The organism is Mycolicibacter algericus DSM 45454 (assembly GCF_002086455.1).
Lineage (GTDB): Bacteria > Actinomycetota > Actinomycetes > Mycobacteriales > Mycobacteriaceae > Mycobacterium > Mycobacterium algericum.
The window spans coordinates 71509-96623 of record NZ_MVHC01000015.1 but is presented as its reverse complement, the minus strand read 5'-3'; the positions used below and the strand labels follow the sequence as shown (position 1 = coordinate 96623).

The 25115-nt window shown below is 69.9% G+C and carries 26 protein-coding genes and 2 pseudogenes; 10 read left to right on the top strand and 18 right to left on the bottom strand.

Features of this window, described 5'->3' with window-relative positions:
- Window positions 1-135: pseudogene (locus BST10_RS22585) on the bottom strand (IS256 family transposase); the annotation flags it as partial.
- Window positions 136-253: 118 nt separating this feature from the next.
- Window positions 254-865, bottom strand: a pseudogene (locus tag BST10_RS14680) (GlxA family transcriptional regulator); the annotation flags it as partial.
- A gap of 178 nt (window positions 866-1043) precedes the next feature.
- Between BST10_RS14680 and BST10_RS14675 the strand changes: the two are divergent.
- Window positions 1044-1694: an HD domain-containing protein gene (locus BST10_RS14675; RefSeq protein ID WP_083038548.1), complete on the top strand. Its 651-nt coding sequence runs from the start codon at window positions 1044-1046 to the stop codon at window positions 1692-1694.
- A gap of 220 nt (window positions 1695-1914) precedes the next feature.
- Here the strand turns inward: BST10_RS14675 and BST10_RS14670 are convergent, their stop codons facing one another.
- From BST10_RS14670 to BST10_RS14660, 3 genes are read right to left on the bottom strand one after another with little or no spacing between them, the layout of a single operon-like run.
- Window positions 1915-2892, bottom strand: a complete 978-nt coding sequence (locus BST10_RS14670) for an NAD-dependent epimerase/dehydratase family protein (RefSeq protein WP_083038546.1) — start codon at window positions 2890-2892, stop codon at window positions 1915-1917.
- Window positions 2893-2894: 2 nt separating this feature from the next.
- Entirely contained in the window at window positions 2895-3593 is a 699-nt protein-coding gene (locus BST10_RS14665; protein WP_081465652.1) for an Rv0518 family GDSL lipase, read from the bottom strand.
- A 36-nt stretch (window positions 3594-3629) separates the two neighbouring features.
- Window positions 3630-4883: an acyltransferase family protein gene (locus tag BST10_RS14660; RefSeq protein WP_013828930.1), complete on the bottom strand. Its 1254-nt coding sequence runs from the start codon at window positions 4881-4883 to the stop codon at window positions 3630-3632.
- A gap of 112 nt (window positions 4884-4995) precedes the next feature.
- On the opposite strand from BST10_RS14660, the gene BST10_RS14655 reads away from it, so the two are divergent.
- From BST10_RS14655 to BST10_RS14635, 5 genes are all read left to right on the top strand, one after another.
- A complete protein-coding gene (locus BST10_RS14655; RefSeq protein ID WP_083038544.1) occupies window positions 4996-6957 on the top strand; it encodes a neutral/alkaline ceramidase in 1962 nt (653 codons plus the stop codon).
- A gap of 99 nt (window positions 6958-7056) precedes the next feature.
- Window positions 7057-7515: an STAS domain-containing protein gene (locus BST10_RS14650; protein WP_013828928.1), complete on the top strand. Its 459-nt coding sequence runs from the start codon at window positions 7057-7059 to the stop codon at window positions 7513-7515.
- A gap of 59 nt (window positions 7516-7574) precedes the next feature.
- Window positions 7575-8096: a phosphatase PAP2 family protein gene (locus BST10_RS14645; protein WP_013828927.1), complete on the top strand. Its 522-nt coding sequence runs from the start codon at window positions 7575-7577 to the stop codon at window positions 8094-8096.
- Entirely contained in the window at window positions 8093-8839 is a 747-nt protein-coding gene (yaaA, locus tag BST10_RS14640; protein ID WP_013828926.1) for a peroxide stress protein YaaA, read from the top strand. Before BST10_RS14645 ends, yaaA begins: the two co-directional genes overlap by 4 nt.
- Before the next feature lie 41 nt (window positions 8840-8880).
- Window positions 8881-9522, top strand: a complete 642-nt coding sequence (locus BST10_RS14635; RefSeq protein ID WP_371869215.1) for a M15 family metallopeptidase — start codon at window positions 8881-8883, stop codon at window positions 9520-9522.
- Here BST10_RS14635 and BST10_RS14630 read toward each other — a convergent pair.
- On the bottom strand, window positions 9515-9829 hold the full coding sequence (locus BST10_RS14630; protein WP_013828924.1) for an MTH1187 family thiamine-binding protein: 315 nt from the start codon (window positions 9827-9829) through the stop codon (window positions 9515-9517). The genes BST10_RS14635 and BST10_RS14630 overlap by 8 nt on opposite strands.
- Before the next feature lie 50 nt (window positions 9830-9879).
- On the opposite strand from BST10_RS14630, the gene dtd reads away from it, so the two are divergent.
- Window positions 9880-10311 (top strand): D-aminoacyl-tRNA deacylase, encoded by a 432-nt coding sequence (dtd, locus tag BST10_RS14625; RefSeq protein WP_013828923.1) that lies wholly within the window; start codon window positions 9880-9882, stop codon window positions 10309-10311.
- A 1009-nt stretch (window positions 10312-11320) separates the two neighbouring features.
- Here dtd and BST10_RS14620 read toward each other — a convergent pair.
- The 4 genes from BST10_RS14620 to BST10_RS14605 all read right to left on the bottom strand — a co-directional run bounded on the left by BST10_RS14620 (window position 11321) and on the right by BST10_RS14605 (window position 14998).
- The gene (locus tag BST10_RS14620) at window positions 11321-12784 is read right to left on the bottom strand and encodes a lipase maturation factor family protein (protein WP_083038541.1); all 1464 of its coding nucleotides are present in this window, start codon (window positions 12782-12784) and stop codon (window positions 11321-11323) included.
- 49 nt (window positions 12785-12833) lie between these two features.
- Window positions 12834-14108, bottom strand: coding sequence for a competence/damage-inducible protein A (locus BST10_RS14615; protein WP_083038539.1), 1275 nt, complete (start codon window positions 14106-14108; stop codon window positions 12834-12836).
- Between the two features lie 24 nt (window positions 14109-14132).
- Complete coding sequence (locus tag BST10_RS14610; RefSeq protein WP_013828919.1) at window positions 14133-14612, bottom strand: hypothetical protein; 480 nt, start codon at window positions 14610-14612, stop codon at window positions 14133-14135.
- Between the two features lie 128 nt (window positions 14613-14740).
- Complete coding sequence (locus tag BST10_RS14605) at window positions 14741-14998, bottom strand: hypothetical protein (protein WP_013828918.1); 258 nt, start codon at window positions 14996-14998, stop codon at window positions 14741-14743.
- A gap of 92 nt (window positions 14999-15090) precedes the next feature.
- Here BST10_RS14605 and BST10_RS14600 point away from each other — a divergent pair, with 92 nt between their 5' ends.
- The gene (locus BST10_RS14600) at window positions 15091-15873 is read left to right on the top strand and encodes an HAD family hydrolase (protein WP_013828917.1); all 783 of its coding nucleotides are present in this window, start codon (window positions 15091-15093) and stop codon (window positions 15871-15873) included.
- A 133-nt stretch (window positions 15874-16006) separates the two neighbouring features.
- On the top strand, window positions 16007-17137 hold the full coding sequence (locus BST10_RS14595) for a nitronate monooxygenase (RefSeq protein WP_083038537.1): 1131 nt from the start codon (window positions 16007-16009) through the stop codon (window positions 17135-17137).
- Between the two features lie 4 nt (window positions 17138-17141).
- Here the strand turns inward: BST10_RS14595 and BST10_RS14590 are convergent, their stop codons facing one another.
- From BST10_RS14590 to BST10_RS14555, 8 genes are all read right to left on the bottom strand, one after another.
- Complete coding sequence (locus BST10_RS14590) at window positions 17142-17588, bottom strand: hypothetical protein (protein WP_083038535.1); 447 nt, start codon at window positions 17586-17588, stop codon at window positions 17142-17144.
- On the bottom strand, window positions 17588-18865 hold the full coding sequence (locus BST10_RS14585; RefSeq protein WP_083038533.1) for a DUF58 domain-containing protein: 1278 nt from the start codon (window positions 18863-18865) through the stop codon (window positions 17588-17590). Before BST10_RS14585 ends, BST10_RS14590 begins: the two co-directional genes overlap by 1 nt.
- Window positions 18862-19854, bottom strand: a complete 993-nt coding sequence (locus tag BST10_RS14580) for an AAA family ATPase (RefSeq protein WP_083038565.1) — start codon at window positions 19852-19854, stop codon at window positions 18862-18864. The genes BST10_RS14585 and BST10_RS14580 overlap by 4 nt, the downstream gene beginning before the upstream one ends.
- 8 nt (window positions 19855-19862) lie before the next feature.
- Complete coding sequence (locus tag BST10_RS14575; RefSeq protein WP_083038531.1) at window positions 19863-20345, bottom strand: hypothetical protein; 483 nt, start codon at window positions 20343-20345, stop codon at window positions 19863-19865.
- The gene (locus BST10_RS14570; RefSeq protein ID WP_013828911.1) at window positions 20342-21343 is read right to left on the bottom strand and encodes a DUF4129 domain-containing protein; all 1002 of its coding nucleotides are present in this window, start codon (window positions 21341-21343) and stop codon (window positions 20342-20344) included. Before BST10_RS14570 ends, BST10_RS14575 begins: the two co-directional genes overlap by 4 nt.
- Window positions 21344-21427: 84 nt before the next feature.
- Complete coding sequence (gene gnd / locus BST10_RS14565) at window positions 21428-22447, bottom strand: phosphogluconate dehydrogenase (NAD(+)-dependent, decarboxylating) (protein WP_013828910.1); 1020 nt, start codon at window positions 22445-22447, stop codon at window positions 21428-21430.
- Window positions 22448-22460: 13 nt separating this feature from the next.
- The gene (locus tag BST10_RS14560) at window positions 22461-23885 is read right to left on the bottom strand and encodes a glucose-6-phosphate dehydrogenase (RefSeq protein WP_193374431.1); all 1425 of its coding nucleotides are present in this window, start codon (window positions 23883-23885) and stop codon (window positions 22461-22463) included.
- An 89-nt stretch (window positions 23886-23974) separates the two neighbouring features.
- Window positions 23975-24397 carry a hypothetical protein gene (locus BST10_RS14555; protein ID WP_013828908.1) on the bottom strand — a complete coding sequence of 141 codons (423 nt, stop codon included), beginning with the start codon at window positions 24395-24397 and terminating at the stop codon, window positions 23975-23977.
- A gap of 128 nt (window positions 24398-24525) precedes the next feature.
- Between BST10_RS14555 and BST10_RS14550 the strand changes: the two genes are divergently transcribed.
- A complete protein-coding gene (locus tag BST10_RS14550) occupies window positions 24526-25104 on the top strand; it encodes a YceI family protein (RefSeq protein WP_083038564.1) in 579 nt (192 codons plus the stop codon).
- Window positions 25105-25115: the final 11 nt, after the last annotated feature.

Below are 25115 nucleotides of genomic sequence, written 5' to 3'. Positions count from 1 at the left end.
GCCGATCAGAGCGGTCAACTCCGCCTCGATCAGGGCCTGGTAGATGGTTTCGGCGGCTTGGGTGATTCGCTCACCGGCATCGGCGGTGCGCAGTGCGTCGAGCACCTCGAGCAAGGCAGACTGATTCAGGGCCATCGCGATGTTCCTCTCGGTAGTGATGCTTGGCGGTTTCACCACAGAGACTCACGCGATGGCCCTCTACACATCAGCACCGACACGCCGCCACTACTTACACCACTCCCCGGGACGTGAATGGGTGGGCTTCGACCAGCACCGAGAACTGAGACTGACCGCCGGCACGCTTGAGATAGACGACCAGCCACCGGGCCACCTCACGCACCAGTTCACTGCCGTAGTCCATTTCGACCAGCGCCAACGCCAGATCGATGCCCGCCGACACCCCGGCCGAGGTGAAGACGTCGCCGTCCCGGATGAAGATCGCATCCGGCTCCACGGTGACATCCGGGAACGCCCGCGCCAACAACGGCGCGTCGTGCCAATGCGTGGTGGCGCGCCGGCCGCTGAGCATTCCAGCCTGGGCGAGAATGAACGAACCCGTGCAGATCGACGCCAAACGCCGAGTCCGGCTCGCCACTGATCTGACGGCGTCGACGAGCTGCGGATCGATCGCTCGCCGGGGCAGCAGGTCACTGCCGGCGACCATGACGGTGTCGGCCGAGTCGATGGCGGCGATGCGGTCGGTGACGCCCAACCGCGCCCCGATCGAGGTCGCCACGTCGCGGCCGTCGACCGAGGCGAACCTCACCCGGTAATCGGCACCGAATCGGTTGGCCTCCACGAAGACTTCCGCCGCCCCGGCGACATCGAGCATCGTCACATCGTCGAAGACGACGATCACCACCACCCGCGGTCCCACACCGGCCTGCGCCACCTGGCCATTATGTCGGTCTGCGCCGTAGCGGCGCGCGCGACAGGGGCTGCGGCGAGTGTCGCAATCTGTGGGAAAACTGGCACGAACAGCCGCGGTGGGAGCATCAGGTGCCACGCAGACTGGGCGTACCCGAAACGGAGGAGATGCGACCATGGCCACCCAGTCCATCGAAACAATCGCTGACATCACCATTCCCGGCACCGCGCTGGCTCGCGAGATCACCGAGTTCATCCGCGACACCGAAGACGACTTGCTGTTCAACCACTCTCGCCGGGTCTTCCTATTCGGCGCTCTGCAGGGCCGGCGCCGCGGCCTGCAACCGGACCTGGAACTGCTCTACGCCGGAGCCATGTTCCACGACCTCGGCCTGACCCGGCGCTACCGCACCTCGACGGTGCGCTTCGAGGTCGACGGCGCCGACGCAGCACGCGACTTCCTACTGCAACGCGGCGTCGACAAGGTTGACGCCGACAAGGTCTGGCTGGCCATCGCCTTGCACACCACGCCCGGAGTGCCCGAGTTCCTCGACCCGGAAATCGCCCTGGTCACCGCCGGTGTCGAAACCGACGTGATCGGCATCGGACGCGATGACCTGTCCCCCGAGGACATCGCCGCCGTCACGACGGCCCATCCGCGCCCCGACTTCAAGAGACAAATCCTCGCCGCCTTCAACGACGGGATGAAACACCGCCCCCACACCACTTTCGGCACCATGAACGCCGATGTCCTGGCGCACTTCGACCCGGGGTTCGTGCCGACCGATTTCACCGACCTCATCCTCGGCAACTCATGGCCCGAGTAGGCGCCGACATGCGTCTGGTGATCGCCATGACCGGTGCCACCGGTGCCGCGCTGGGCCCGGCGGGACGAGTACGGGATCGGCATCCCCTACTTCGGCGACGCCGGACGGGAAATGCTGACCCTGGAGAAGTTGAGCAGGCGCTTCCGGCAAGTCTGAGCCGGTTCCATCGCCTCCCTCGGGTCCCCTGGCACCGTGGTCTTCCCGGAGGCGGCGACGCCGGTTAGCCGCGGATCCCCGCGACGGTATCGGCCAGTGTGTCCCGGGGATCGCGGAACACGATGCCGAGGTCGCGTTCGGCCGGGGAGTCATCGGAGGCGGGCATCTGGGTGTAGTACTGCATACCGGCCTCGGTGAACGGGGTCGAGATCGGCAGCGCCCGCTCGACCTGGTCCAAGACCCGCCCCGCCCAGCGCAGGGCGAGGTCCGGGACGGGCACCGCGAGCATCGGCGAACCCGACACCTCGGCAAGCAGGCTCGCCAACCGTCCCGGGGGCACCCGCCGACCGCCGGCCATGTAGCGGCGCGGGCCGCGTCCCGGCTCCAGCAGCGCGACATGCATGGCAGCCAGGTCACGAACGTCGATCACCAGCCAGGCTGCGCCGCGCCCGGGGATGACATGCATCTCCAGCGCGGCCCGCACTCCTTCGCCGGCCTCCCCCAGCCGGTCTCCGACCGGCGGGCCGAGCACCATGCCCGGATAGGTGATGTTGACCGGGGCACCGGCATCCTGCAGGCCACGCGCATACAGATCCTCCCGGGCTTTCGACCGACCGTAGCCGTCGGCGCCACCGGCCACCGGCAGGTCGGCACGCAGCGTCTTCAGGCCCGGGTGGAACAGCGCGGTGAAGCTGGAGACGTGAATGATCGGGTCCAGCCCCAACGCGACCGCCCCGCCGAGCACGTTGTGGGCGCCGGCCGAGTTCGTGCGCAGCATCTGCGCGGTCTGGCGTGGATCGGTGGCGACCACCGCGGCGGCATGCACGACCGCGTCGCAGCCGCGCAGCGCCTCGCGTACCGAGTCCGCGTCGGTGATGTCACCGACGACGTAGTCGGAGACGTCGACACCGAGCCGTGCCACGCTGCTGTGCAGACCGGCCGGGTTTCGGACCAGGAACCGCGGCCGGTGCCCGGCATCGGCGATCGCCTTGGCGGTCCACCCGCCGACGAATCCGGTTCCCCCGGTGATCAATACCCGCATGGTCAGGTCCTTTTCGGCAGTTGGCCGGCGATCAGGGGGACGATCTTGTCGGCCATGTAGGCATGTCCGGCATCGGTGGGATGCACGCCGTCGGGGCCGATCAGCTCCGGCCGGCCGACGAACCAGCCTTCGGCGAGCGGATCGACGAACTCCGCCCCCACCACGCGCGCCTCGGTGCTCAGGATGTCGCGGATCCGCCACAGATCGGCGGGCACCTCCGCGGTGGGCCACGGCGGCCCGATCACCAGCATCCGGGTCGACGGTGCCGCCCGGCGTGCCAGCCCGAGGGTGTCGGCGACCAACCTGGTCAGCTGGCCCGGTTCGACGTCCTGGTCGTTACGGGAGCCGAAGAACACCACCAGTGCGTCGTCTGGCTGCACCACCCGGGCGGTCAGGTCCCCGAACAGGCCGCCCCGGTTACCGCGCACCGCGTAACCCGCGCCGCCCTCGGCCGCCACGTCGGCGTGGACGTAGGTGCCGCGGCCGGCCAGCGTCTGCCAGGCCCGCTCGGTCCAGTTCGCCGCACCGCGACCGGTGTCCTCGTATCCGGAGGTGTAAGAGTCGCCGATCACCGCGATCCGGTTCGGCGAGGCACTCAGCGACACCGTGTCGTAGTGGCGCGCGGAATCGTCATCGCGTGCCAGGTAGCCGGTGCAGGCGACGACGGCGAGCACGATGGCCACCAACGAGCCGGCGAACATCGTCAGCCGGCCCACCGCTCACCTCCCCCGAACGGGTCAGTGCACACTGACCGGAACCGCCTCGGTGCGTCCGTTCCGGAGCCGCTCATCCGCCGCCACGGCGGCGACCGGGTCGACGGCCAGCGGATCCTCGACCGGCGTGACCTGCGCCGTCTCCGGCCGGGCCCCGATCATCCGGCGCATCCAGCGCCGACCCGGCTCCTCGACGGCGTGGAACAAAAACACCGACAACAGCGTCGCCCCCGCCAGCAGCCCGCACACCATCCACTTGGCCGCACCCGCCCCCTCGTCCAACACGATCTCGAATTGTATTGCGGCCCAGTTCCACGCGGTGTGCACCAGCTCGTGGACCATGTACAGACAGAACGAGATCTGCCCGCCGTAGACCATCACCCGAGTCGACAGCAGCACTGGCAGGCTGCCGGTTCCGATCGCCAGCGCCATCACCAGCGGCACGAACAGCACATCGACCAGCCCGCCGCTGTCGTACAGCCCGGAGATCGGATGCGCGTCGAAGTAGTACAGGGTCCCGACGATCGCGACGATGAGCAACACCGAGCAGTAGCCGGCGCCACGGCGGGCCCGGTCGCTCGGCCCCAGCTTGCGCACCGACGCGCAGGCCAGCGCACCGGCGGTGAACTGCATGACGATGCGCGGCAGCCAGCTCCACGGGGTGTAGAACTGGCCGGTGGCCAGCAACAGCAGCAGCGGCGGCAGCGAGGCGATGACCGCCAGCGCGGCCAGGCCACCGGCCGACGTCGCCCGCATCACCCGGTAGATCACCAGGATCAGCCCACCGAACAGCAGGTATGCCAGCCATTCGGCACTGATCGACCAGGCCGGCCCGTTCCAGCTGGTCCCGTCGAAGAACGGCTCGAACCACAGCTGCATCAGCAGGACCTGTCGCACGTAGCTGGTCGCGGTCATCCTGCTGAGGTCTTCGGTCGGCACATGGCCGACGTGCAGGGTGAAGATCACCCACAGCAGCGCCAGGTGCAAGGTGACCAGGTAGATCGGCCACACCCTGGCCAGCCGCAACCACAGGAAGTGCAGGGTGGCCCGCGGTGAGAAGGACTCCCCCATCCGTTCCAGGTAGTTCCAGGTCAGCACGAAGCCACTGAGGATGAAGAACAGATCGACGCCCTGAGCCCCGCAGTCGAGCACCGGGGCGAGCGCATCGCTGAAGGCCGGCGACCCCAGTCGCAGCAGCGGCCGGAAGTGGAACAGCACCACCCACACCGCGGCGATGATGCGAAGCCCGGTGAGGGCTTTGATCTCTCCGCTGCGCACAACACTCTTTCGCCGATGGGCTGTAGCCGTCTTGACTGGCCTCTGTCGCGGGGACAGCGTATCGACCGGGACTGCCGAATCGCGAGCGACCACGCCCGGTGATACTTGAGCGATGCCAGAGGAGTATCGGGTGGGCCGCGGGATCGCCGACATCACCGGCGAGCCGGCCGAATGCGGAATGCTCGGCTACGGCGTGGCCTCCCAGCAGACCTCCGGCCTGCACAACAGGTTGCGCGCCCGGGCGTTCGTGATTGTCCACCCCGCCAGCGAGGTGCGCCTGCTGCTGGTGGTGTGCGAACTGCCGCTGCTGCTGGAAAGCGTGCACCGCGAGGTGCTCGGTCGGCTGGCCGCCGCCCACGGCGAGCTGTACACCGTCCACAACGTGATGCTGACGGCGACACACACCCATTGCGGTCCGGGCGGCTACTCCGACCACCGGCTCTACAACTCCAACACCGGCGGATTCCGGCCGCAGACGTTCGCCGCGATCGTCGACGGCATCTGCGAAGCCGCCGAGCGCGCACACGCCGACCTCGCTCCCGCCAGCCTGAGCCTGGCCGTCGGCCGGTTGCACGACGCCAGCAGCAACCGCTCGCCGTCGGCGTTCGCCCGCAACCCGGAGGCCGAGCGCGCCCACTTCCCCGACGCGATCGACCCGCAGACCACGCTGCTGCGCATCGAACGCAGCGGCCGGCTGGTCGGCGCGGTGAACTGGTTCGCCACCCACGGCACGTCCATGACCAATCGCAACACCTTGATCAGCGGCGACAACAAGGGCTACGCCGCCTACCGGTGGGAGCGCATCGACCGCGGCGTCGACTACCTGGCACCCGATCCGCCCGACTTCGTCGCGGCCTTCGCCCAGACCAACAGCGGCGACATGTCGCCCAATCTCAACCACCGTCCCGGCAGCGGCCCCACCGAAGACGAGTTCGAGAACACCCGAATCATCGGGGAACGGCAGGCCGCCGCGGCCGCCGACCTGACGACCGGGCACGGCGCCGAGGTCACCGGCGGCCTTGCCGCCCTGGCCACGTACGTCGATCTGTCGGATTTCGAGGTCTCACCCGAGTTCACCGGTGACGGCCGAACCCATCGCACCGGCCCCGCAGTGGCCGGGGCGGCGGCACTGGCCGGTACCGATGAGGGCCCGGGCCCGCTGCACCCACTGCTCAGACAGGGCCGCAACTGCATCGTCGACTCGCTGGTCGACGCCACCGTCTACCGCGTGGCGCCGCGACTCCGCGACGCCCACGCACCCAAGGGCCTGGTGGGGCCGGGCAGCCGACTGAATCGGGCCCTGACGCTGATGCCCAACGGCGGCCCCGTGCAGTTGCTGCGCATCGGGCAGCTGTATCTGATCGGCATCCCCGCCGAGGTGACCATCGTGGCCGGGTTGCGATTACGGCGCACCGTGGCCGCCATCGTGGGCGCCGAGTTGCGCGATGTGCTGGTGGCCGGCTACAGCAACGGCTACCTGCACTACGTCACCACTCCCGAGGAGTACCAGGAACAGCGCTACGAGGGTGGCAGCACGCTGTTCGGACGCTGGGAACTGGCCGCGCTGCAGCAGGTGGCGGCCGGGCTGGCCACCGCGATGCGTGATCGGCGGCCGGCGCCGGTCGGCAACGCTGCGGCCGAGCCACCCCGCAGGCGGCGGTCGCGCCGGCGGGTCAGCGCCGACGAGCCGGCCGCCGGCCGCCGGTTCGGCGAGGTGTTGGCACCGCCGCTGGCCCACTACCAGCCGGGGGCCACGGTGACGGCGGTGTTCGCCGGCGCCCACCCGAACAACGACCTGCACCGTGGCGGCACCTACCTGCGGGTTGAGCGGCAGACCGGCGGTGCCGAGGGTGGCTGGAGCACCGTGGCCGACGACGGGGACTGGTCGACGACGTTCCGCTGGCGCCGCGCCGGGCGCCGCGGGTCGACCGTCACCGTGACCTGGACGGTGCCCGAGAACACCGCCGCCGGACGCTACCGGCTGCGCTATGACGGCGACGCCCGCGGGCTCGAGGGCCAGCGCACCGCTTTCACCGGGTCGACCGAGCCCTTCGAGATCTCACGAAAGCGTTAAGAGGCCGCCCAAGCTGCCTTAACTTCGCCGCCTAACGTCGGGAAATGTCACCGTCGGCCACCTGCCGACAATGACCGGATATCGGAAGCGGGGGCTGGCATGGCTATCACGATCACCACTCGGAGCGCAGCGCGGATCGGTCAGCAAGGCAACCCCACCGTGAAGTGCGGTGACGCGCAGATTCGAGCGCACTCCCGGCACCTCGCGACGGTGATCACGATCCGGGGCCGCATCGACTCCAGCAACGTCGACGAGCTCAGCGAGCACGCCCGGCGCTTCGTCCTGGCCAAGGAGCCGCTGCTGCTCGATCTGAGTGGAGTGACCTCGTTCGCCGCCGCCGGCATCTGGCTGCTGTGCGTCCTCGACGGTGACTGCCGCGCCGCGGGCGTCGACTGGACGCTCATCGAGGGCCCCGCTGTCAGCGAACTGCTCGGTGACTTCGACGAGGACGCCATGTTCCCGACGGCCCGCTCAGTCGAGCAGGCGCTGCACGCGCTCGCCGACGGCAACGACCGGCGCCGGCAGGCACTGCTGCCACTGTTCCAGAAGTCGGCCTAGCAATAGGCCGGAGGTACCCCGGCGCCGCCGCGGCGCTGCGCTGGTGGCCGCCGGTCGGCGTGCTGGCGACGCTGGCCCTGGGATGGGCGGTAGGCCGCGGCTCGACACCCTTCGACGGCTGGTTCAGCCATCGCACCCGCGAGGTGTTCGGTGAGCAACCGCGGTGGCTGTTGGCCTTCACCAGCGGCTGGCTGGTGCTCGCAGTGCTGGTGGGATGTTTGGCGGTCACCCTGCTCAGGCGGCAGTGGGCGCTGACGGCGGCGGTGCTGATCTGCCCGTTCGTCGTCACCGCGGCCGCCCAGGGTCTCAAGCACCTCTTCGACCGCCGCAACGGCCCCTACCTGGCATATCCCAGCGGACACACGGCACTGCTGGTCGCGGTGCTGGCCATGATGGTCGTGGTGGCCCACGCCTGCCGGGAGGCTCGGCGCTGGGCGCTGGCACTGGCGGCGGCGCTGAGCGTGCTGGGCATGCTCGGGCTGGTGGCCTGCGGCTACCACTTCCTCACCGACACGCTCGGCGCCGCGATGCTCGCCACTGCGCTGGTGTGCGCGGCCGCTCGGTTAACCTCTGCGCTGTGATCGTGCTGCTACCCCCGTCGGAGACCAAGCGCACCGGCGGTGACGGGCAGCCGTTGCGACTCGACGCACTGGGGTCGCCGCAACTGAACGGGCTGCGGGCGACGCTGGTGGACGAGTTGATCGCGCTGGCCGCGGACCCGGAGGCCAGCCGGCACGCGCTGGCGCTCTCGGCTGCCCAGGACGCCGAGATCGAACGCAACGCGCAGCTGCGGACCGCGCCGACGGCGCCGGCGATCAACCGTTACACCGGGGTGCTCTACGAGGCGCTCGACGTCGATTCGCTGCGCGGCGCAGCGGCGGCGCGTGCAACGGCTCGGCTGGCGGTCGGATCGGCGCTGTTCGGGCTGCTGCGGGCGACCGATCAGGTGCCGGCCTACCGGCTCTCGGCGGCCTCGAAGCTGCCCGGACAGCCCGGGCTGGCCAAACGCTGGCGGCCCGTCCTGGAGCCGGTGCTGGCCGACATCGCCGCCGCCGAACTGGTCGTCGACCTGCGATCCGGCGCCTATGCGTCGCTGGCCAGGATTCCCGGTGCCGTCGGCGTCGACGTCGTCGCCGAACACCCCGATGGCCGGCGGGTCTCGGTCAGCCATTTCAACAAGGCCCACAAGGGCCGGCTGGCGCGGGCGCTGGCCTCGGCCAAGGCCGAGCCGGACGACGTCGCGGGCGTGGCGGCGACCGCCCGGCGAGCCGGGATGCGGGTGGAACGCGACGACCACCGCTTGACCATCGTGGTTGCGGCATGAGACGCGACAATGGGCAAATAGCGACGCTGCTGCGGATCCTGATGTTCACCGCGCTGATCGCCGGCTGGCTGCCGGCCGGGCCGGCCGCGGCGGCCCCCGGGGGCGACGTGCCGCCGCTGCCCGCACCCGCCCGCGCGGCCGGTTTCGTCGACGTCCGCAGCGCCGTGCCCGACGCGATCATCGACCTGCGGTACGCCACGACCAACAACTTCACCGGCGTGCAGCTGTATCCGGCGAACGCCCGGTGCCTGGTGCACGAGTCGCTGGCCCCGGGGTTGGCGGCGGCGGCCGATGTGTTGCGCCGCCGCGGCCGAACGCTGGTGTTCTGGGACTGCTACCGCCCGCATGAGGTGCAGGTCCGGATGTTCGAGGTGGTGCCGGACCCGAATTGGGTTGCCCGCCCGGGACCGCTGGCCCGCAGCCACGAGACCGGGCGGTCGGTCGACGTGACGACCGCCGACCCGCGGGGCCGGCTGGTCGAGATGGGCACCGGCTTCGACGACTTCTCGCCCCGTGCCGCTGCGTTCGCCGAGGGGATCGGCGCGCAGGCCGCCGCCGAACGCGCCGCCCTGCGCGAGGCAATGAGTGCCGGCGGCCTCGCCGTCTACTCCGGGGAGTGGTGGCACTTCGACGGGCCGGGCGCCGGCGTCGGCAGACCGATCCTCGATGTGGCGGTCAACTGAGCGGTGGCGCCGCCAGGTGCCGCTCCACCGACTCCACCTTGGTGCTCATCGCGTCGACCGCGCCGGCTCGCCAGTCGGCCTTGATCACCGTGCTCACTCGTGGTGACCGGGCAGCCACCGCTTCCACCGCCCGCTGCACGACCGCCATCGCCTCGGCCCAGCTGTCGCTTTCGATCACGGTGAACATCGCATCGGTGCGATTCGGCAGGCCCGACTCGCGAACGACCCGCACCGCTTCCGCGACGATCTCGCCAACTCCCTCGCCCACCCCCAGCGGCGTGACCGAGAACGCAACCAGCACCGACACCTGACGCCCCTCTCGGAGTTCCCAGCGCGAGCGTACCTACCATCGAGCCCGTGCGGGTTCTGGTGCAACGAGTCTCGTCGGCGCGAGTCACGGTCGACGGCGAAACCGTCGGCGCCATCGCCCCGGACGGACAGGGACTGGTGGCGCTGGTCGGGGTCACCCACGACGATGACGTGAAGACAGCCCACCGGCTCGCCGAAAAACTCTGGCAGTTGCGCATTCTCGATGAGCAACGTTCGGCCTCCGATGTCGGCGCACCGATTCTGGTGATCAGCCAGTTCACCCTCTACGCCGACACCGCCAAGGGGCGCCGCCCGTCCTGGAATGCCGCTGCGCCCGGCGCTGTCGCCGAGCCGCTGGTGGAGGAGTTCGCCGAGGCGCTGCGGCGGCTGGGCGCCCGGGTGGCCACCGGCCGATTCGGGGCGCACATGCACGTCGAACTGGTCAACGACGGCCCTGTCACCGTGCTGCTCGAGCTCTGAGGCGAAACTCGCCGTGCCCGGCCCGGCGCCCCGTTAACTGTTGCCAGGATGGACAAGTGGGCCAAGCCGTGCGCACCATACAGACTATGTGGAACGCCATCGGCACCCTATTCGGCAGCAACGCCCTGTTCTGATCTACTTGATTGCGTCGGGACACAGTTCCTGTTGTGCGGTACCAGCAATACCGTGACCGTCTCCGAGAATGCCGCTCCCTCCCGGGAATCCGGCCACGGTATCCAGGCTTGAGCCATCTCGCGATGCCGAGCACATGAAGTGCCCGAGGGCGGCGTACCGCCTACACGGTCTGCTCAAACACGGGCTGCGTCGAAATCGGCTCACCGGCGGAAGCCGCTTACCGGTGCCGTGGTCGACTCACCGGAGACTGCGGTTTGTCGCGATTTTCACTTCGGACCTTCGAGGGTGTCTGGACACAGCTCGCGCTGCGCGGCGTTCACCCACGCCCAACCGTCGTCCCACCTGTACGACTCGGCGATCACGTGCGGTGGCGTACCGGTCTTGATCATCGTGCAGATCTGGTAACCCGTTCGCCAGGCGACCCGCATCGGTGGTCCACATGCCGATGTAGGTGCGCGGCGGAATCTGGTCCAGAAACGCCTGGTCATCCGCCCCCGCAGCTCCCGCAGCCCCCAGGGCCATCCCCGCGATGACTACGCCGACAGCTGCCGCTCCCGTAGTCCGTCTCATCATCCATTCCTTCTAAGGAGGCCGGTGAAGCCGCATATCAACCAGCTTGGCCAACTCAAGCTGCGTGAGATTCCCGAGCCGGGCCCGGATGCTCGACAGGGCCATGTGGGCCTTTGCCGATGCCCTGAACTGTCCAGTCTTACCCGACGGCACGATTCACGACCTGCGGTTTGTCAACATTCCCGTGCTCGCGCGCCACCTCGCGCGCGCTGGAATCGGCCCTGTTGCTGGGCAGGCCGTGATCGCCCGAGGAACAGCCACCGGCCATCGACGGTTGGCGCGAAGCTGGGTGACCACCGTGGCGCTAACGAGGGCCCGGCGGCGCGGGCATCCCGTGAACCGAGACCGGCGGCAGGTAGACGCCCACCAGGCTGCGATGCCACCACGCCCGATCCCGCCGACGCTCGGCGGGTGTGGTGAAGCGGTACTCGTAGAGCAGCGCCCGCACGTGGCGCGGCGGTTCGTCGGGAAACGGGTTGTGGCGCAACAGCCGCAAGGTATCGCGGTCGTTGCGCAGCAGCCGTTGCAGCAGGGCGTCGCGCCACGGACGCGCGTAAGCCGGTGAGAGCGCAGCGAACCACATCAGCCAGTCCAGCCGCAGATGGTATGGCGCCCATTGCCGCGGCAGCCGATCCAGCGCACCGGGTTTGCCCTTGAACTCGTATTCTTGCCAAACCGTCCGGTCGGTGAGCTCGGTGGCTGCGGTCCCCTCGATGACCACTTCCCGGCGGCAACGGCCGACCGTGCCGAATGCTCCGTAACTGTTGACCAGATGAAACGGGTTGAACGAGGCGTTCATTCGCTGCTGCCGCCAGGCCAGGTTGCGCACCGGCCAGTAGCTGAGCACGACCACCGCGGCGGTGAATGCGATCACCACAGCGGTGAACCACACCGGGGATCCCGGCATCTCCGGTGGCCGCAACCCGGGAAACAGTCCGGTGAGCCAGGATTGGTCGAGCGCCGCGGCGGCCAGCACGATCGTCACCCAGTTCAGCCAGGCGAAGTTGCCGGAGGCCACCAGCCACAGCTGGGTGACGATGATGATCACCGCCGCCGCCCCGGCGATCGGCTGGGGGGCGAACAGCCCTAACGGCACCACCAGCTGGGCGAAGTGGTTGCCGGCGGCTTCAATACGGTGCAGCGGCTTGGGCAGCTGGTGGAAGAACCAGCTCAGCGGGCCCGGCATCGGTTGGGTCTCGTGGTGGTAGTACAGGCAGGTCAAATCGCGCCAGCAGGAGTCGCCGCGCAGCTTGATCAACCCCGCCCCGAACTCGATCCGGAACAGCAGCCACCGGGCCAGCCACATCACCAGCACCGGCGGTGCGACCCGGTCGTTGCCCAAAAACACCGCCAGGAACCCGGCCTCCAGCAGGATCGATTCCCAGCCGAACGAGTACCACGCCTGGCCGACGTTGACGATCGACAGGTACATCACCCACAGCAGCAGCCAGGTCGACATCACCGCCCACAGCGGCACCAGCTCGCCGGCACCGGTCACCAGCGCCGCCGCCAGCGCCGCGCCGGACCAGCAGGTGGCGGCGAAGAACCGATCCGAGTAGTGCAGCTGGAAAATGCTGGGCGCCACCCGGAATGACCGCCGGCGCAGATACCGCGGCACCGGCAACATGCCGCTCTCGCCGATCAGCGCACGGAACTGCCGCGCGGCGGCGACGAACGCGACGACGTACACCGCGGCGATGCCGCGTTCCAGCACCAGCCGGCCCAGCCAATAGCCGGATCCGCCGAACCACGCCCACTGTGTGTCCACGCCCGCAACTCCTCGGTGTGACGTTCATACCACCGGTTGCGGGTCACCATCAGCCGGTTGACAACGCGCGTCGCAGCAGATGCATCGCCACCGTCGTCGACCGTTCCCGGACGTCGGCGCGGTCCCCGGGCAGCCGAGTCGTCCGGGTGAGCCACGTGCCGTCGCCCAGGGCAACGCTGAAACAGACCGTGCCCACCGGCTTGTCCGGCGTTCCGCCACCGGGCCCGGCGATTCCGGTGATCGCCACCGCGGTGTCCGCGGCGAATCGGCGCAGCGCGCCGGCGGCCATCGCCTCGGCCACCGGTTCGGAGACCGCGCCGTGCTCGGCGATCAGTGCCGGGTCGACGCCGAGCAGGTCCGCCTTGGCGTCGTTGGAGTAGGACACCACCCCGCCGGCGAGATAGTCCGAGGCCCCGGGCGGGTCGGCCAGTCTGCCCGCCAGCAGTCCCGCGGTGCAGGATTCCGCGGTCGCGATCCACCGGCCGGCCAACAGCCCCGCCACCAGATCGTCGATCCGCGAACCGTCTTCGGAGAAGATCGCCCGGGCGTGCCGCTCCCGCAGCACCGCCAGCAGTTGGCCGTAGGCCGCCGCCGCGTCGGGCTCGTAACGGGTGACGATCTCGAGCTCGCCGCCACGAAGGCAGGTGGTGATCTCCAGCCGCACGAAGTCCGCGATCACTTGTTGTGCGTGCCGCAGTGTGTCGGCCAGACCGGACTCGGGCAACCCGAACATCCGCACGGTCTGCTGTTCGTAGCGGGTCCGGCCAGCGATCGCCTGCTGCACCTCGGGGGTGCCGATCGCCTTGTGCCACATCGGTTGCAATTCGCGAGGCGGGCCCGGCAGCACCACCACCGTCGGCGCGCCGGGCACCACCACTCCGGGGGCGGTGCCCACCGGGTCGAGCACCGTCGAGCCGGCCGGGATCAACGCCTGTTTGCGGTTGGCCGCCCGGACCGTCGCGAAATCCGGGGCGCCCGGACCGGTGAAGCGCGCCATCAGCGGCTTGATGATCTCGGCGATCCGGGCCTCCAGTGCGGCGTCGAGCACCACATCCCGGCCACAGAACCGGGCGACGGTGTCAACCGTCAGGTCATCAGCGGTCGGCCCCAGTCCGCCGCTGGTGATGATCAGGTCGACACCCTCGCCGGCCAGGAACCGCAGCTGTGCCTCGATGTCGCGGGGCCGGTCGCCGCAGATCGTGATGTGCGCCAACTCAACTCCGAGCTCCAAGAGCCGGTCGGCCAGCCACGGTCCGTTGCGATCTGCGATCCGCCCGGTGAGGACCTCGGTACCGGTGACGACGATTCCTGCGCGTGCGCTCACCGGTCCGAGGTTACGGCCTCAGCGTCAGGGCAAGCCGGGAATCAGCATGACCTCCATCGGCGTCACCGGAGCCGTCGGCGCGAAGGCGCCGGGGACCATCGTGGTCGGTGCGGCCGCCACCGGTGTCGTGCCGCCGAAGTTCGGCATCGGGAACGGCAGCACCGAACTCAGGTTGGCCGGGAGACCGGACAGCCCGGGCAGGCCGGTGGGCTGGCTGGCCGGCGTCGTGGTCTGCGGCACGTTGAGTGTGGCGGTGGCGATCGGTGACTGCGCCGGCGACGCGGCGGGCGCCAGCGGCGTTCCACTCAGGGCGGAGGTGGTGGTCTGCAGTAACTGCTGCGGAATGGCCGTCGAGGACGCGACCATCTGCTCGACCACACCGGGCAGCCCCGGGTTGATCGGAGCGGTGTCCGCGGTGGCGGCGCTGCTGGACGCGAGTGCCCCCAGGAACAGTCCCGCGGCGGCGCCGGCCGCAACGGTGAGGTACTTACGGATTCGTGACATGGCTTCTTCCCCATCCCGATAACAACAAGGTCGGGACCGAAGTTAGTCGTGTGAAAAATGTCGCCCAGAGTGACACGAGGGGCGGTTATGCAACCGTTGCGAACCGGAGCCGCGCCGGTTACCGAGCGCTATCTGGCCAGCCAGCTCTGGAGCTTGCCCAGGTCGGTGGTGTAGGCCAGCAACACAGAGTCCTCATAGTGCGCGCCGCCGTTGAGGGTGCCGGCATCGCGCCACACGGCGTGGACGTGGAAGACCCCCCGGCCGTAGACGTCGACGCGCTCCCGCTCGGTTCGCTGCCAGCCCAGCTGCTCGGCCCGCTCGGCCAGGGCCTGGCGCACCTCGCTCGCAGCGGTCTCACTGGTCGTCGAGGCGGTCTGTTCATCCATAGGCCGAACACGCTATCAGCTGCCGGTTTCGCGACCACCGGTGCGGCGCGTGACCACCACCGCCGGCTGGGCCGGCCGTAACATCGACGCCGATGACCAGCGATCTGATCGCCGAGATCGGCAGCACCGAGCCGGGAGCCCGGGTCGGGGCGTTCTTCGACCTGGACGGCACGCTGGTGTCGGGGTTCACCGCCACCGCGCATGCCGGCGACCGGATCCGCCGGCGCCAGGCCCGGGCCGGCGAGGTGCTCGGCGTCGTCGAGGCCGCCGTGCGGTACCGGTTGGGCCGCATGCAATTCGAACGACTCCTGGTGCGCGCGGCGGGTTACCTGCGCGGCGAATCGATCCGTGAGCTCGACGAGATCGGTGAGCGGCTCTTCGTCGACCACATCACCGGCCGGATATACCCGCTCATGCAGCAGGTGGTGCGGGCCCACCAGCAGCGCGGCCACAGTGTGGTGCTGAGCTCGTCGGCGCTGACCATCCACGCCGAACCGGTCGCCCGGTATTTGGGTATCGGACAGGTGCTGTGTAACCGGTTCGAACTCGACGAACATGGCCTGCTGACCGGTGACATCGTCAAACCGGTGGTGTGGGGTCGCCAGAAGGCGGCTGCGGTGCAGCGGTTCTGCGCGGACAACGGGATCGACCTCGGCCAGAGCTTCTTCTACGCCGACGGCAATGAGGATGCCGCGCTGATGTCGCTGGTGGGCCGGCCCCGGCCGGTCAATCCGCGCCCCGGCCTGGCGGCGCTGGCCGCCGAGCACGGCTGGCCGGTGCTGCGTGTCAGTGGGCCCGGCCGTGCGCCCGGCCGTTCCCTGCGTCGCGCGGCCGGTTTCGGGGTGGCGGTGTTACGCGCTGTCGCCACGCGCTGATCGGTTACACGATCGGCGGTAGTGTGAGCTGCAGAGCGCTCACCTGGTGGCCGACTGGCCTAGCCGCGCCCGGGTCTGGTACTAAATTAGAACACGTTCCACTTCCATCCGCCGCCCTGCGAAGGAGTAGGTCATGCACACTCCCCTCTGCGACGAACTCGGCATCGAGTTCCCGATCTTTGCGTTCACCCACTGTCGCGACGTGGTCGTCGCGGTGAGCAAGGCCGGCGGGTTCGGGGTGCTCGGCGCCGTCGGCTTCACTCCCGAGCAGCTCGAGATCGAACTGAAGTGGATCGACGAGAACATCGGGGACCACCCGTACGGCGTGGACATCGTCATCCCGAACAAATACGAGGGCATGGACTCCGGGCAGTCCGCCGAGGAACTCGCCGAATCGCTTCGCAAGTTGGTGCCGCAGGAGCACCTCGACTTCGGCAAGAAGCTGCTCGCCGAGCACGGTGTCCCGGTCGAGAACGCCGCGGAGGACAGCCTGCAGTTGCTCGGGTGGACCGAGGCGACCGCCACCCCGCAGGTCGAGGTGGCGCTGCAGCATCCCAAGGTGACGATGATCGCCAATGCGCTGGGGACTCCCCCGGCCGACATGATCAAGCACATCCACGAGGCCGGCCGCAAGGTCGCCGCGCTGTGCGGCTCCGCCTCGCAGGCGCGCAAGCACGCCGCGGCCGGGGTGGACATCATCATCGCCCAGGGCGGCGAGGCCGGCGGCCACTGCGGCGAGGTGGGTTCGATCGTGCTGTGGCCCGAGGTCGTCAAGGCCGTGGCACCGGTGCCGGTGCTGGCGGCGGGCGGCATCGGCAGCGGCCAGCAGATCGCCGCGGCCCTGGCGCTGGGCGCCCAGGGCGCATGGACGGGCTCGCAGTGGCTGATGGTCGAGGAGTCCTCCAATACCGAGGCGCAGCACGCCGCCTACATCAAGGCGACCAGCCGCGACACCGTCCGCAGCCGCTCTTTCACCGGCAAGCCGGCCCGGATGCTGCGCAATGAGTGGACCGAGGCGTGGGAGGCCCCGGAGAACCCCAAGCCGCTGGGCATGCCGCTGCAGTACATGGTCTCCGGCATGGCGGTCCGGGCGACCAACAAGTACCCCAACGAGAGCGTCGACGTGGCGTTCAACCCGGTGGGCCAGGTCGTCGGCCAGTTCACCAAGGTGGAGAAGACCTCGACGGTCATCGAGCGCTGGGTGCAGGAGTACCTCGAGGCGACCAGCACCCTGGAGGCGCTCAACGAGGCCTCCGGGGTCTGACCGGTCACCGTCCGGTGCCCAGAAACGGTTGAGCCACCACGACGCAGACACCGAGCACCACGAACGGCGCCAGTAGCGGCAGCCACGGCAGACTCCATGGGAACGCCGTGGCCGCCAGCCCGGCGACGGTGAACCCGAGGACCGCGATCACCGTCGGCAGCGTCATCGTGCCGGCGTGCCGCAACACCAGGTATCCCACCGCGGCCAGCCCGGCCACGGCCGCCGAAACCGTTGGCGGATCGGTGATCCCGATCGCGACGACCGCCAGTAGCACCGCGACCGTCGCCGCCGCCGGCCACCGGAATCCGGCCAGCACCGCGCCGGCGGCGGCCAGCGCCGGGACGGCAGCCGGCCCGGCGGCGCCGGATGCGACGGTCGCCGTCATCGCCATTCCGCACGCGCCGGACAACACCAGCGGCAGGGTCTCGGCGGCGCCGACCGGGCGCCCCATCACCGCACCACCGTCGGGCGGCGGCGCTGCGTCGCCAGGAGCATCGACTGTTCCAGTGGCTGCGGCGGCGGCCACGATGCGACGTCGACGCCGATGGTGGCCATGTCGCGGTACATGGCGGTGCGCTCCAGCATCCAGATCCGGCTGACCAGCGGATCGGGGTCCTCCTCGAACGGGGGGCCGGCCAGCACATCGACGGCGAGCACCACGTGGCCGCGTTTGCGCAAGTCGGTCAGCGCGAGCGCGAACTCCGTGTCGAGCAGAGTGGAGAAGGCGATGATCAGGGCGCCCGGCGGTACCGCCGCCCGCGGTGCGAGCGTTCCGGTGGTTTTCTCGAAGCCTTCGCCGGCGCCCAGCACTGCGTCGACGATGCGATAGAACTGGCGCTGCCCGATATCCGCGCCGACCCAGCGCGGCAGCCGGCCACCGAGCGTCACGACGCCGGCGCGGTCACCGTTGCGCAACGCGGTCTGCACCACCTGCGCGGCGCCGATCACCGAGCGTTCTGTCGCGGCCGTCGCGGGCCCGCGCGGCTGCGGGTAGCCGTCGATCAGCACCACCACGTCGGCTGCCCGATCGGTCAACCGCTCGGTCACGTGCAGTCTCCCCCGTCTTGCGCTTACCGGCCAATTCACCGAACGCAACGGGTCACCGGGGATGTAAGGGCGGATGTCGGCGTACTCCACGCCGCGGCCCGGGTGCCGGGTCAGGTGGGTTCCGACCCGGTCGAGTAGTTCGCTGTTCGGGATCGGGGTGGCCTGCGGGGGCGCCAACGGAAACACCGTGACCTCGCTGACCTCGACGGTGGCCGTCCCGGCCAGCAACCCGCCCCGTGCCACGGCGGCGACGGTGGCCCGGATCGGGTAACGGCCCCAGCGTTCCGCGCGGGCGGTCACGACCGTCCGTGAGCCGGACTCGGCGCCGCTGTGACGGATCATCGCCGGGTGCGCCGACACCGCCACCCGGATCGCGCTCGCCTCCCCGGCGGCCGCCTCGGCCCGAACCGTCAGCTCCACCGGCTCGGATTCGAAGCAGCGCTGCGAGGCCGGCGTCGCGCCCACGCGGAACACCGGTAGCGGCGGTTGCCAGCCGAGCGAGCACAGCACGCCCAGCAGCGGCGCGGCGAAGGCGATCAGCTGCCAGCGCGCGGCGCCGACCGCCACCACCAGCGCCAGTCCCGCACCGGTTGCCAAGGCCTGCGTCAACGGCGACGCATGCCAGTCCAATTCGGTATCGACGCCGCCGGGCTCGGGCGTTTCCGGGTGGCGGCTCGTCACGGCGGCGCGGTATCCGGGGCGGGTCCGGGCGCGCCTTGGGTTCGCGGCACCGGAAGTCGTCGCAGCAGTTCGTCCACCACATCTGCGCCCTGGATGCGTCGCACCCACATCTCCGGCCGCAGCGCGATCCGGTGTGCGACCGCCGAGGTGGCCAGCGCCTTTACGTCTTCGGGGATCACGTAGTCGCGGCCGAGCAGCAGCGCGCGCGCCCGGGCGAGCTGGACCAGATCGAGTTCTGATCGCGGGCTGGCGCCCACGGCGACCTGCGGGTGGTGGCGGGTGCCGTTGGCCAGTGACACCACGTAGCGCAGCACGTCGTCGTGCACGCTGACCTGCTCCACCGATTCCCGCATCGTCATCACGTCGTCGGCGTCGACCACCTTGCGCACCGTCGGCAGCGCGGCTCCCCGGTCGAGTCGCCGGCGCAACATGGCCGCCTCGCCCTGTTCGGGCAGGTAACCCAGTCGCAGCCTGATCGCGAACCGGTCCAGCTGCGCCTCCGGCAGCGGGTAGGTGCCCTCGTACTCGATCGGGTTGTCGGTGGCCAGCACGATGAACGGCGACGGCAGCCGGTGGGTCTGCCCGTCGATGCTGACCTGCCCCTCGGCCATCGCCTCCAGCAGGGCGGCCTGCGTCTTGGGCGGGGTCCGGTTGATCTCGTCGGCCAGCACCAGGTTGGTGAAGATCGGGCCGCGCCGGAACTCGAAACGGCCCAAGGCCATGTCGTAGATGGTGGTGCCGAGCAGATCGGCCGGCAGCAGGTCCGGGGTGAACTGCACGCGGGTGAAGTCCAATCCGAGCGCCGCGGCGAACGACCGCGCGATCAGCGTCTTGCCCAGTCCGGGAAGGTCTTCGATGAGCACGTGGCCGCCGGCGAGCACCGCGGTCAGAATGAGCGTCAGGGCGGGCCGCTTGCCGACCACCGCCTGCTCGATCTCGTCGAGCACGGCAGCGCAGCGCTCGGCGGTCGTTTCGGCCGTGCCGGACAGGCCCGCGCTCACCGTTGCTCCAGCCGGTACAGGATCTCCTCGAGCACCGCCCGTCCCGGCCCGGCTCCGCGGTCGGCGCTGGGGGCGACGTTGCCGGGATCGACCCAGGGCCACAGCTCGGCGCCGAACAGCATCGCCCCGGTGGCGTTGAAGGCCTCGTTCTTCGCTCGCCGCTGGCCGGTGGAGACCTCGAACCGGCGGGCCAGGATGGGCCGCCAGCGCCGATCCCAGTCGGCCCTCGTCGACTCGGCCCAGCGGATTCTGGCCTCGGTGCCCGACAACCACCGCCGCAACGATTCCCCGGGCTCATCGAGCGCCGGCTCCGCGGCCGGGCCGCGCCCACCTGTCCGCAGCAGCTGCCGGATGCCCAGCAGCGGGACCGCGACCGCGATGCCGGCGGCCCACAGCAGCAGCTGTCGTTGGTGGGTGAACAGCACCGCCAGTTGCACCGCGAGTACCAGCAGCACACCTTGCAGCGCAACGTTCTTCATGTCCGAGCCCGTAATTCGTCGAGCACCAGGCGCAATATCGCAACCGCTTCGGCGCGGTGCGCCTCGGTCATCAGGTGCGGGCTGAACCGCGCCTCGGTGAACAGCTCGACCAGCCTGGGTGCGTTGTCGGCCGGCAGTGCGTGGTGTTCGACCGCCCGTGCCAGCACCTCGGTGGGGGTGTCGAACTCGCGCGGTGCGGCGTCGGGAACGTCGGCGAGGTGGCGCTCCATCACCGCGTAGCAGGCGATGATCGCCTCCCGCGGCTCCCTGCTCCGGTCGGCGATCCGGGTCAGGCCCAGTTCGGCTGCCCGCGCCAGGCTTTCGCCTGCGGTCGGCGGCTGCGCCGCAGCCGGTGCGGGATTGATCTGCGGCGCGGCCGACGTGGCCCGGCGGGCGCGTGCGACGAGCAGCATCGCGGCGATCAGCACCAGCAGGCCTGCGGTGAGCACCAACAGATAACCGAGCGGGGCGCCGGCCGCGCCGAGCGGGGGCGGGTGCAGCGGGACGGGGGCGGGAGCGTCCGCGCCGGCCGGCGACGTGGGCGCCTCACCGCGCGTCCCCAGCAACCCGGCCGGGATCGAGAATCGGTGCGCGGCGCCCAGGCGCACCATCACCACGACCGCCAGCAGCCACGCCGTCAGCACCGCCAACCCGATCAGCAGCACCCGCCACGCCGGCTGTCCCCGATGGGCGCCCACCGTCCGGGACAACTCACCGATGCTGCCGGGCGGGGCGCGCCGATCACGCGCCCGCTGGGCGACGGCGACCGCAACGGCCCCGACGGACACCGCCAGCAGCGCGGCCAGGATGAGCTGTGCCACCGGGCCGGCCTCGGCCGGCCGTCGCGGGTCGTGGGCGACGCCCGGCACATACCCGCGCGTTGCCGCCCCGGCCGCGAGCACCAGCACGATCAGTGCGATCACCCGGCCGGTCGCCGTATCCGCACCGGCACGCATCGCAGCAGCACTGGTCTGGGTGGCTCGCCGTCGCTGCGGCATTCCCCATACTGGCATGCCGGCGCGGCGGGCGGCCAGGATCGCCGGTACCGCTCGCTCGGCCGTGCGGGCCCGGGCGCGGTCGACTCAGCCGGATCTCTCGTCGTGCCCGCCGAACTGCTTGCGCATCGCCGAGAGCACTTTCGCGCCGAACTCGAACAGTTGGCGGGAGGCGAATCGGGCATACAGCGCCGTGGTGAGCACCGGAGCGGGAACACCCTCGTCGATGGCGGCGATCACGGTCCAGCGGCCCTCGCCGGAATCGGAGACGCGGCCGGCGAATTCCTCCAGCGCCGGGGATTTCTGCAGGGCGCCGGCGGTCAGGTCGAGCAACCAGGAGCCGATCACACTGCCCCGCCGCCAGACCTCGGTGACTTCGGGGATGTTGATGTCGTACTGGTAGAACTCGGGATGGCTCAGCGGTGCGGTCTCGGCGTCGCCGCGTTGGTCCTGTTTGCCGATGTTGGCGTGGTGCAGGATGTTCAGCCCCTCCGCGATCGAAGCCATCATCCCGTACTCGATGCCGTTGTGGACCATCTTCACGAAGTGCCCTGCCCCCGACGGACCGCAGTACAGGTAGCCGTTCTCGGCCTGGGCGATCTCGCCGTCGCGGCCCGGCGTGCGGGGGGCGGCGTCGACCCCCGGCGCGATGGTGGCGAAGATCGGCTCGACATGGTCGAACGCATCGCGGTCACCGCCGACCATCAGGCAGTAGCCCCGCTCGCGACCCCACACCCCGCCGCTGGTGCCGCAGTCCAGCAGACGAATACCTTTGTCGGACAGCAGCTTCGAGTGCGCGATATCGTCACGGTAGTATGAGTTGCCGCCGTCGATCACGATGTCGCCGGCGCTCAATGTGTCGGCGAGTTCCTCGATGACCCCGGTGGTGATTGAGCCGGCCGGCACCATCACCCACACCACCCGGGGCGCGGGTAGCTTCTCGGCCAGCTCGGCCGGCGAGGACACCCCGGTGGCCTGGGTCTCGGCGGCCAACGCGGCTACCACGTCGGAATTGTGGTCGTAGACGACGCAGTCGTGGCCATCATCGACCAGCCGCCTCACCAGGTTGGCGCCCATCCGCCCCAGGCCGATCATTCCCAACCGCATGCCCGTCCTCCTTTCACCGTGACCGGCCGTTCGCCGGCAGCCAGGGCTGCTGCCAACTCCGGTGGCCACGAACCAGTGCCTGCGCGGCCTCCGGCCCCCACGAGCCACGCTCGTAGGGGTGGACCTCGCCGGGGTGTTCGAGCAGCGGGGCCACGATCCGCCAGGTCTCCTCGATGCTGTCCTCTCGGGCGAACAGCCGGCGGTCGCCGACTATCGCGGCATGCAACAGCCGCTCATAGGGCTGGATCGGTTCACCCAGATCGTGAGCGAAGGAGGAATCCAGGTGGACGTCACGCCAGGCTTGAGCGTTCTGGTCGTCTTGGGCCACCAATTGCAGCCGCAGCCCCGGATCCGGGTCGATGCGCAACACGATCTGGTTGCGTTGGGCCCGTTCCCGGTGCGGCATGAACGCCAGCGCCGGCACCCGGCGAGTGAACAGCCGAACCTCGGTGACCCGTTCGGGCAGGGCCTTTCCGGCGCGCAGGAAGATCGGGACACCCGCCCAGCGCCAGTTCTCGATCTGGAGGCGCAACGCCACGAAGGTCTCGGTCTGCGATCCGTCGGCCACCCCGGGGACCTCGCTGTACCCGCAGTACTGGCCCCGGACGTAGTGCACCGGCTCGGCCGCGGGCATCGCACGGAACACCTCGGCCTTCTTGTCGTTGAGGTCGTCGTCGCCGGCGCCGACCGGCGGCTCCATCGCGACCAGCGCCAGCACCTGCAGTAGGTGGTTCTGCACCACGTCGCGCAACGCGCCCACGGCGTCATAGAAGCCGCCACGTTCCTCGACACCGAAGTTCTCGGCCATGGTGATGTGGATCTCGGCGATGCTGTGCCGGTCCCACAGTTCGGCGAGCGTCGTGTTGGCGAACCGCAAACACTCCAGGTCGGCGACCGGCTGCTTGCCCAGGAAGTGATCGACCCGCAGGATCTGGTCCTCCCGCAGCACCGCGCGCATCCGGGTGTTGAGGTCGCGCGCGGAGGCCAGGTCGTGGCCGAACGGCTTTTCCACCGCCACCCGGGACCGCTGCAACAGTCCGGCCCGGCCGAGGTGCTCGACGATCGGGCCGAACAGCGACGGCGGCATCTCCAGGTAGTACAGGCACGATTGATCGGTTCCGACCTGCTCGGCGAGCTGCTCGTAGAGTGCGGCATCGGTGACGTCGCCGGGCAGATAGGACAACCGCTCCGCCAACCGGCCAAACACCGCCTCGTCGAACGGTTCGCCGCTGTGGCGGATCGCCTCGGCGGCCCGGTTGACCAGCTCCTCGACGGTGATGTCGTCGCTGGCCACCCCGAGGATCGGGGCGTCCAGAAGGTGGCGGCGCTCCAGGCGGTACAGCGCGCGGAAGGTCATTTTGCGGGCCAGGTCTCCGGTTATCCCGAAGATCACCAGCCGTTGCGACGTCTCCTCGGCGAGTCCGCCCAAGTCCGGCACCTCCTGCCTGTTGCCACCGTGCCTGAAGCTAGTGCAACCGCCTGGAAGAACGCTGTCCGCCGACGACGCGTGGCGGACTCACGCCGTGCTCACCCGACCTGGGCGATGCCGGGCGGGAAGTACGGTCCGATACCCCCGGTGTAGATGCCTGGCTGCCAGCCCCGCGCGCCCAGGCACAGCAGCGGCAGACCGTCGGGCGACTGTGCGGCCGACTGCGGGTTCGGGCACGGCGAACCGATCTCCTGCACTCCGTAGAGCGGGTAGGAGATCTGCCAGAACCCGGTGTCCTTGGGCGGCCACTGGTTGGCGATGAAATGGCAGGCCAGCGCCTGACCGTTGGGGCCGTGGCCGTAGATGTAGCGCTCCCAGCTGAAGCACGCGTCGCCCTGCCGTTGTCCCTCGGCCATCCCCGGCACATCACCGGGGTAGGCGCCGGCGGCGGGTGCGACGGCGATGGCGGCTGCCCCGGCGGCTCCGGCGATGAAAGCAGCTGCAGCTAGTTCACGAATCATTCTTCAGCCCTTAGTCTGTCGATCCTGGCCAGCAGACGGCCCCGCGTGGCAGCCTAACGGGTGCCGGCGGCGTCTCATCGCGATTCCACCGAATGCCGCCACCGCCCCGGGCCGCTAGAGTGCCGCACATGACCGCGCAGGGACAGTTCGACGCATCGCATGGTCGGCTGCAGGTCGGCACCGGGGTGGCAGGCCGGGCCGCGAAGATGGGGCATCGCCTCACGATCGCCATGGAGCGCTGGCAGGCGGTGGTGTCGTGGTCCGGCGAGCAGCCCACCGCCGTGACGCTGACCGTCGAGGCCGATTCACTGCGGGTGCTCGGCGGTGAGGGCGGCATGACGCCACTGACCGGCCCGGAGAAGGCGCTGATCCGCACTAATGCGCGCAATTGCCTCGGCGCCGACAAGTATCGCCGGATCCGCTTCGAGAGCAGCGAGATCGAAGCGACCGACGACGGCTATCGGCTGACCGGATCCCTGGAGATTCGCGGGCGAACCAAGCCGCACGTCGTCGCCGTGCAGGTGTCCGAACTCGGACCGCCGCATCAACACCGCGATTCGTGGCGAGTCGACGGTGAGACGGTGGTGCGCCACAGCGACTTCGGGGTGCGGCGCTATTCGATGCTGATGGGGGCGATGCAGGTCGCCGACGAGGTGACGGTTTCCTTCTCGGCGACCGTGTCCGCGGACGAGATCCGCGGGTCCTGACGCGGCGGCCC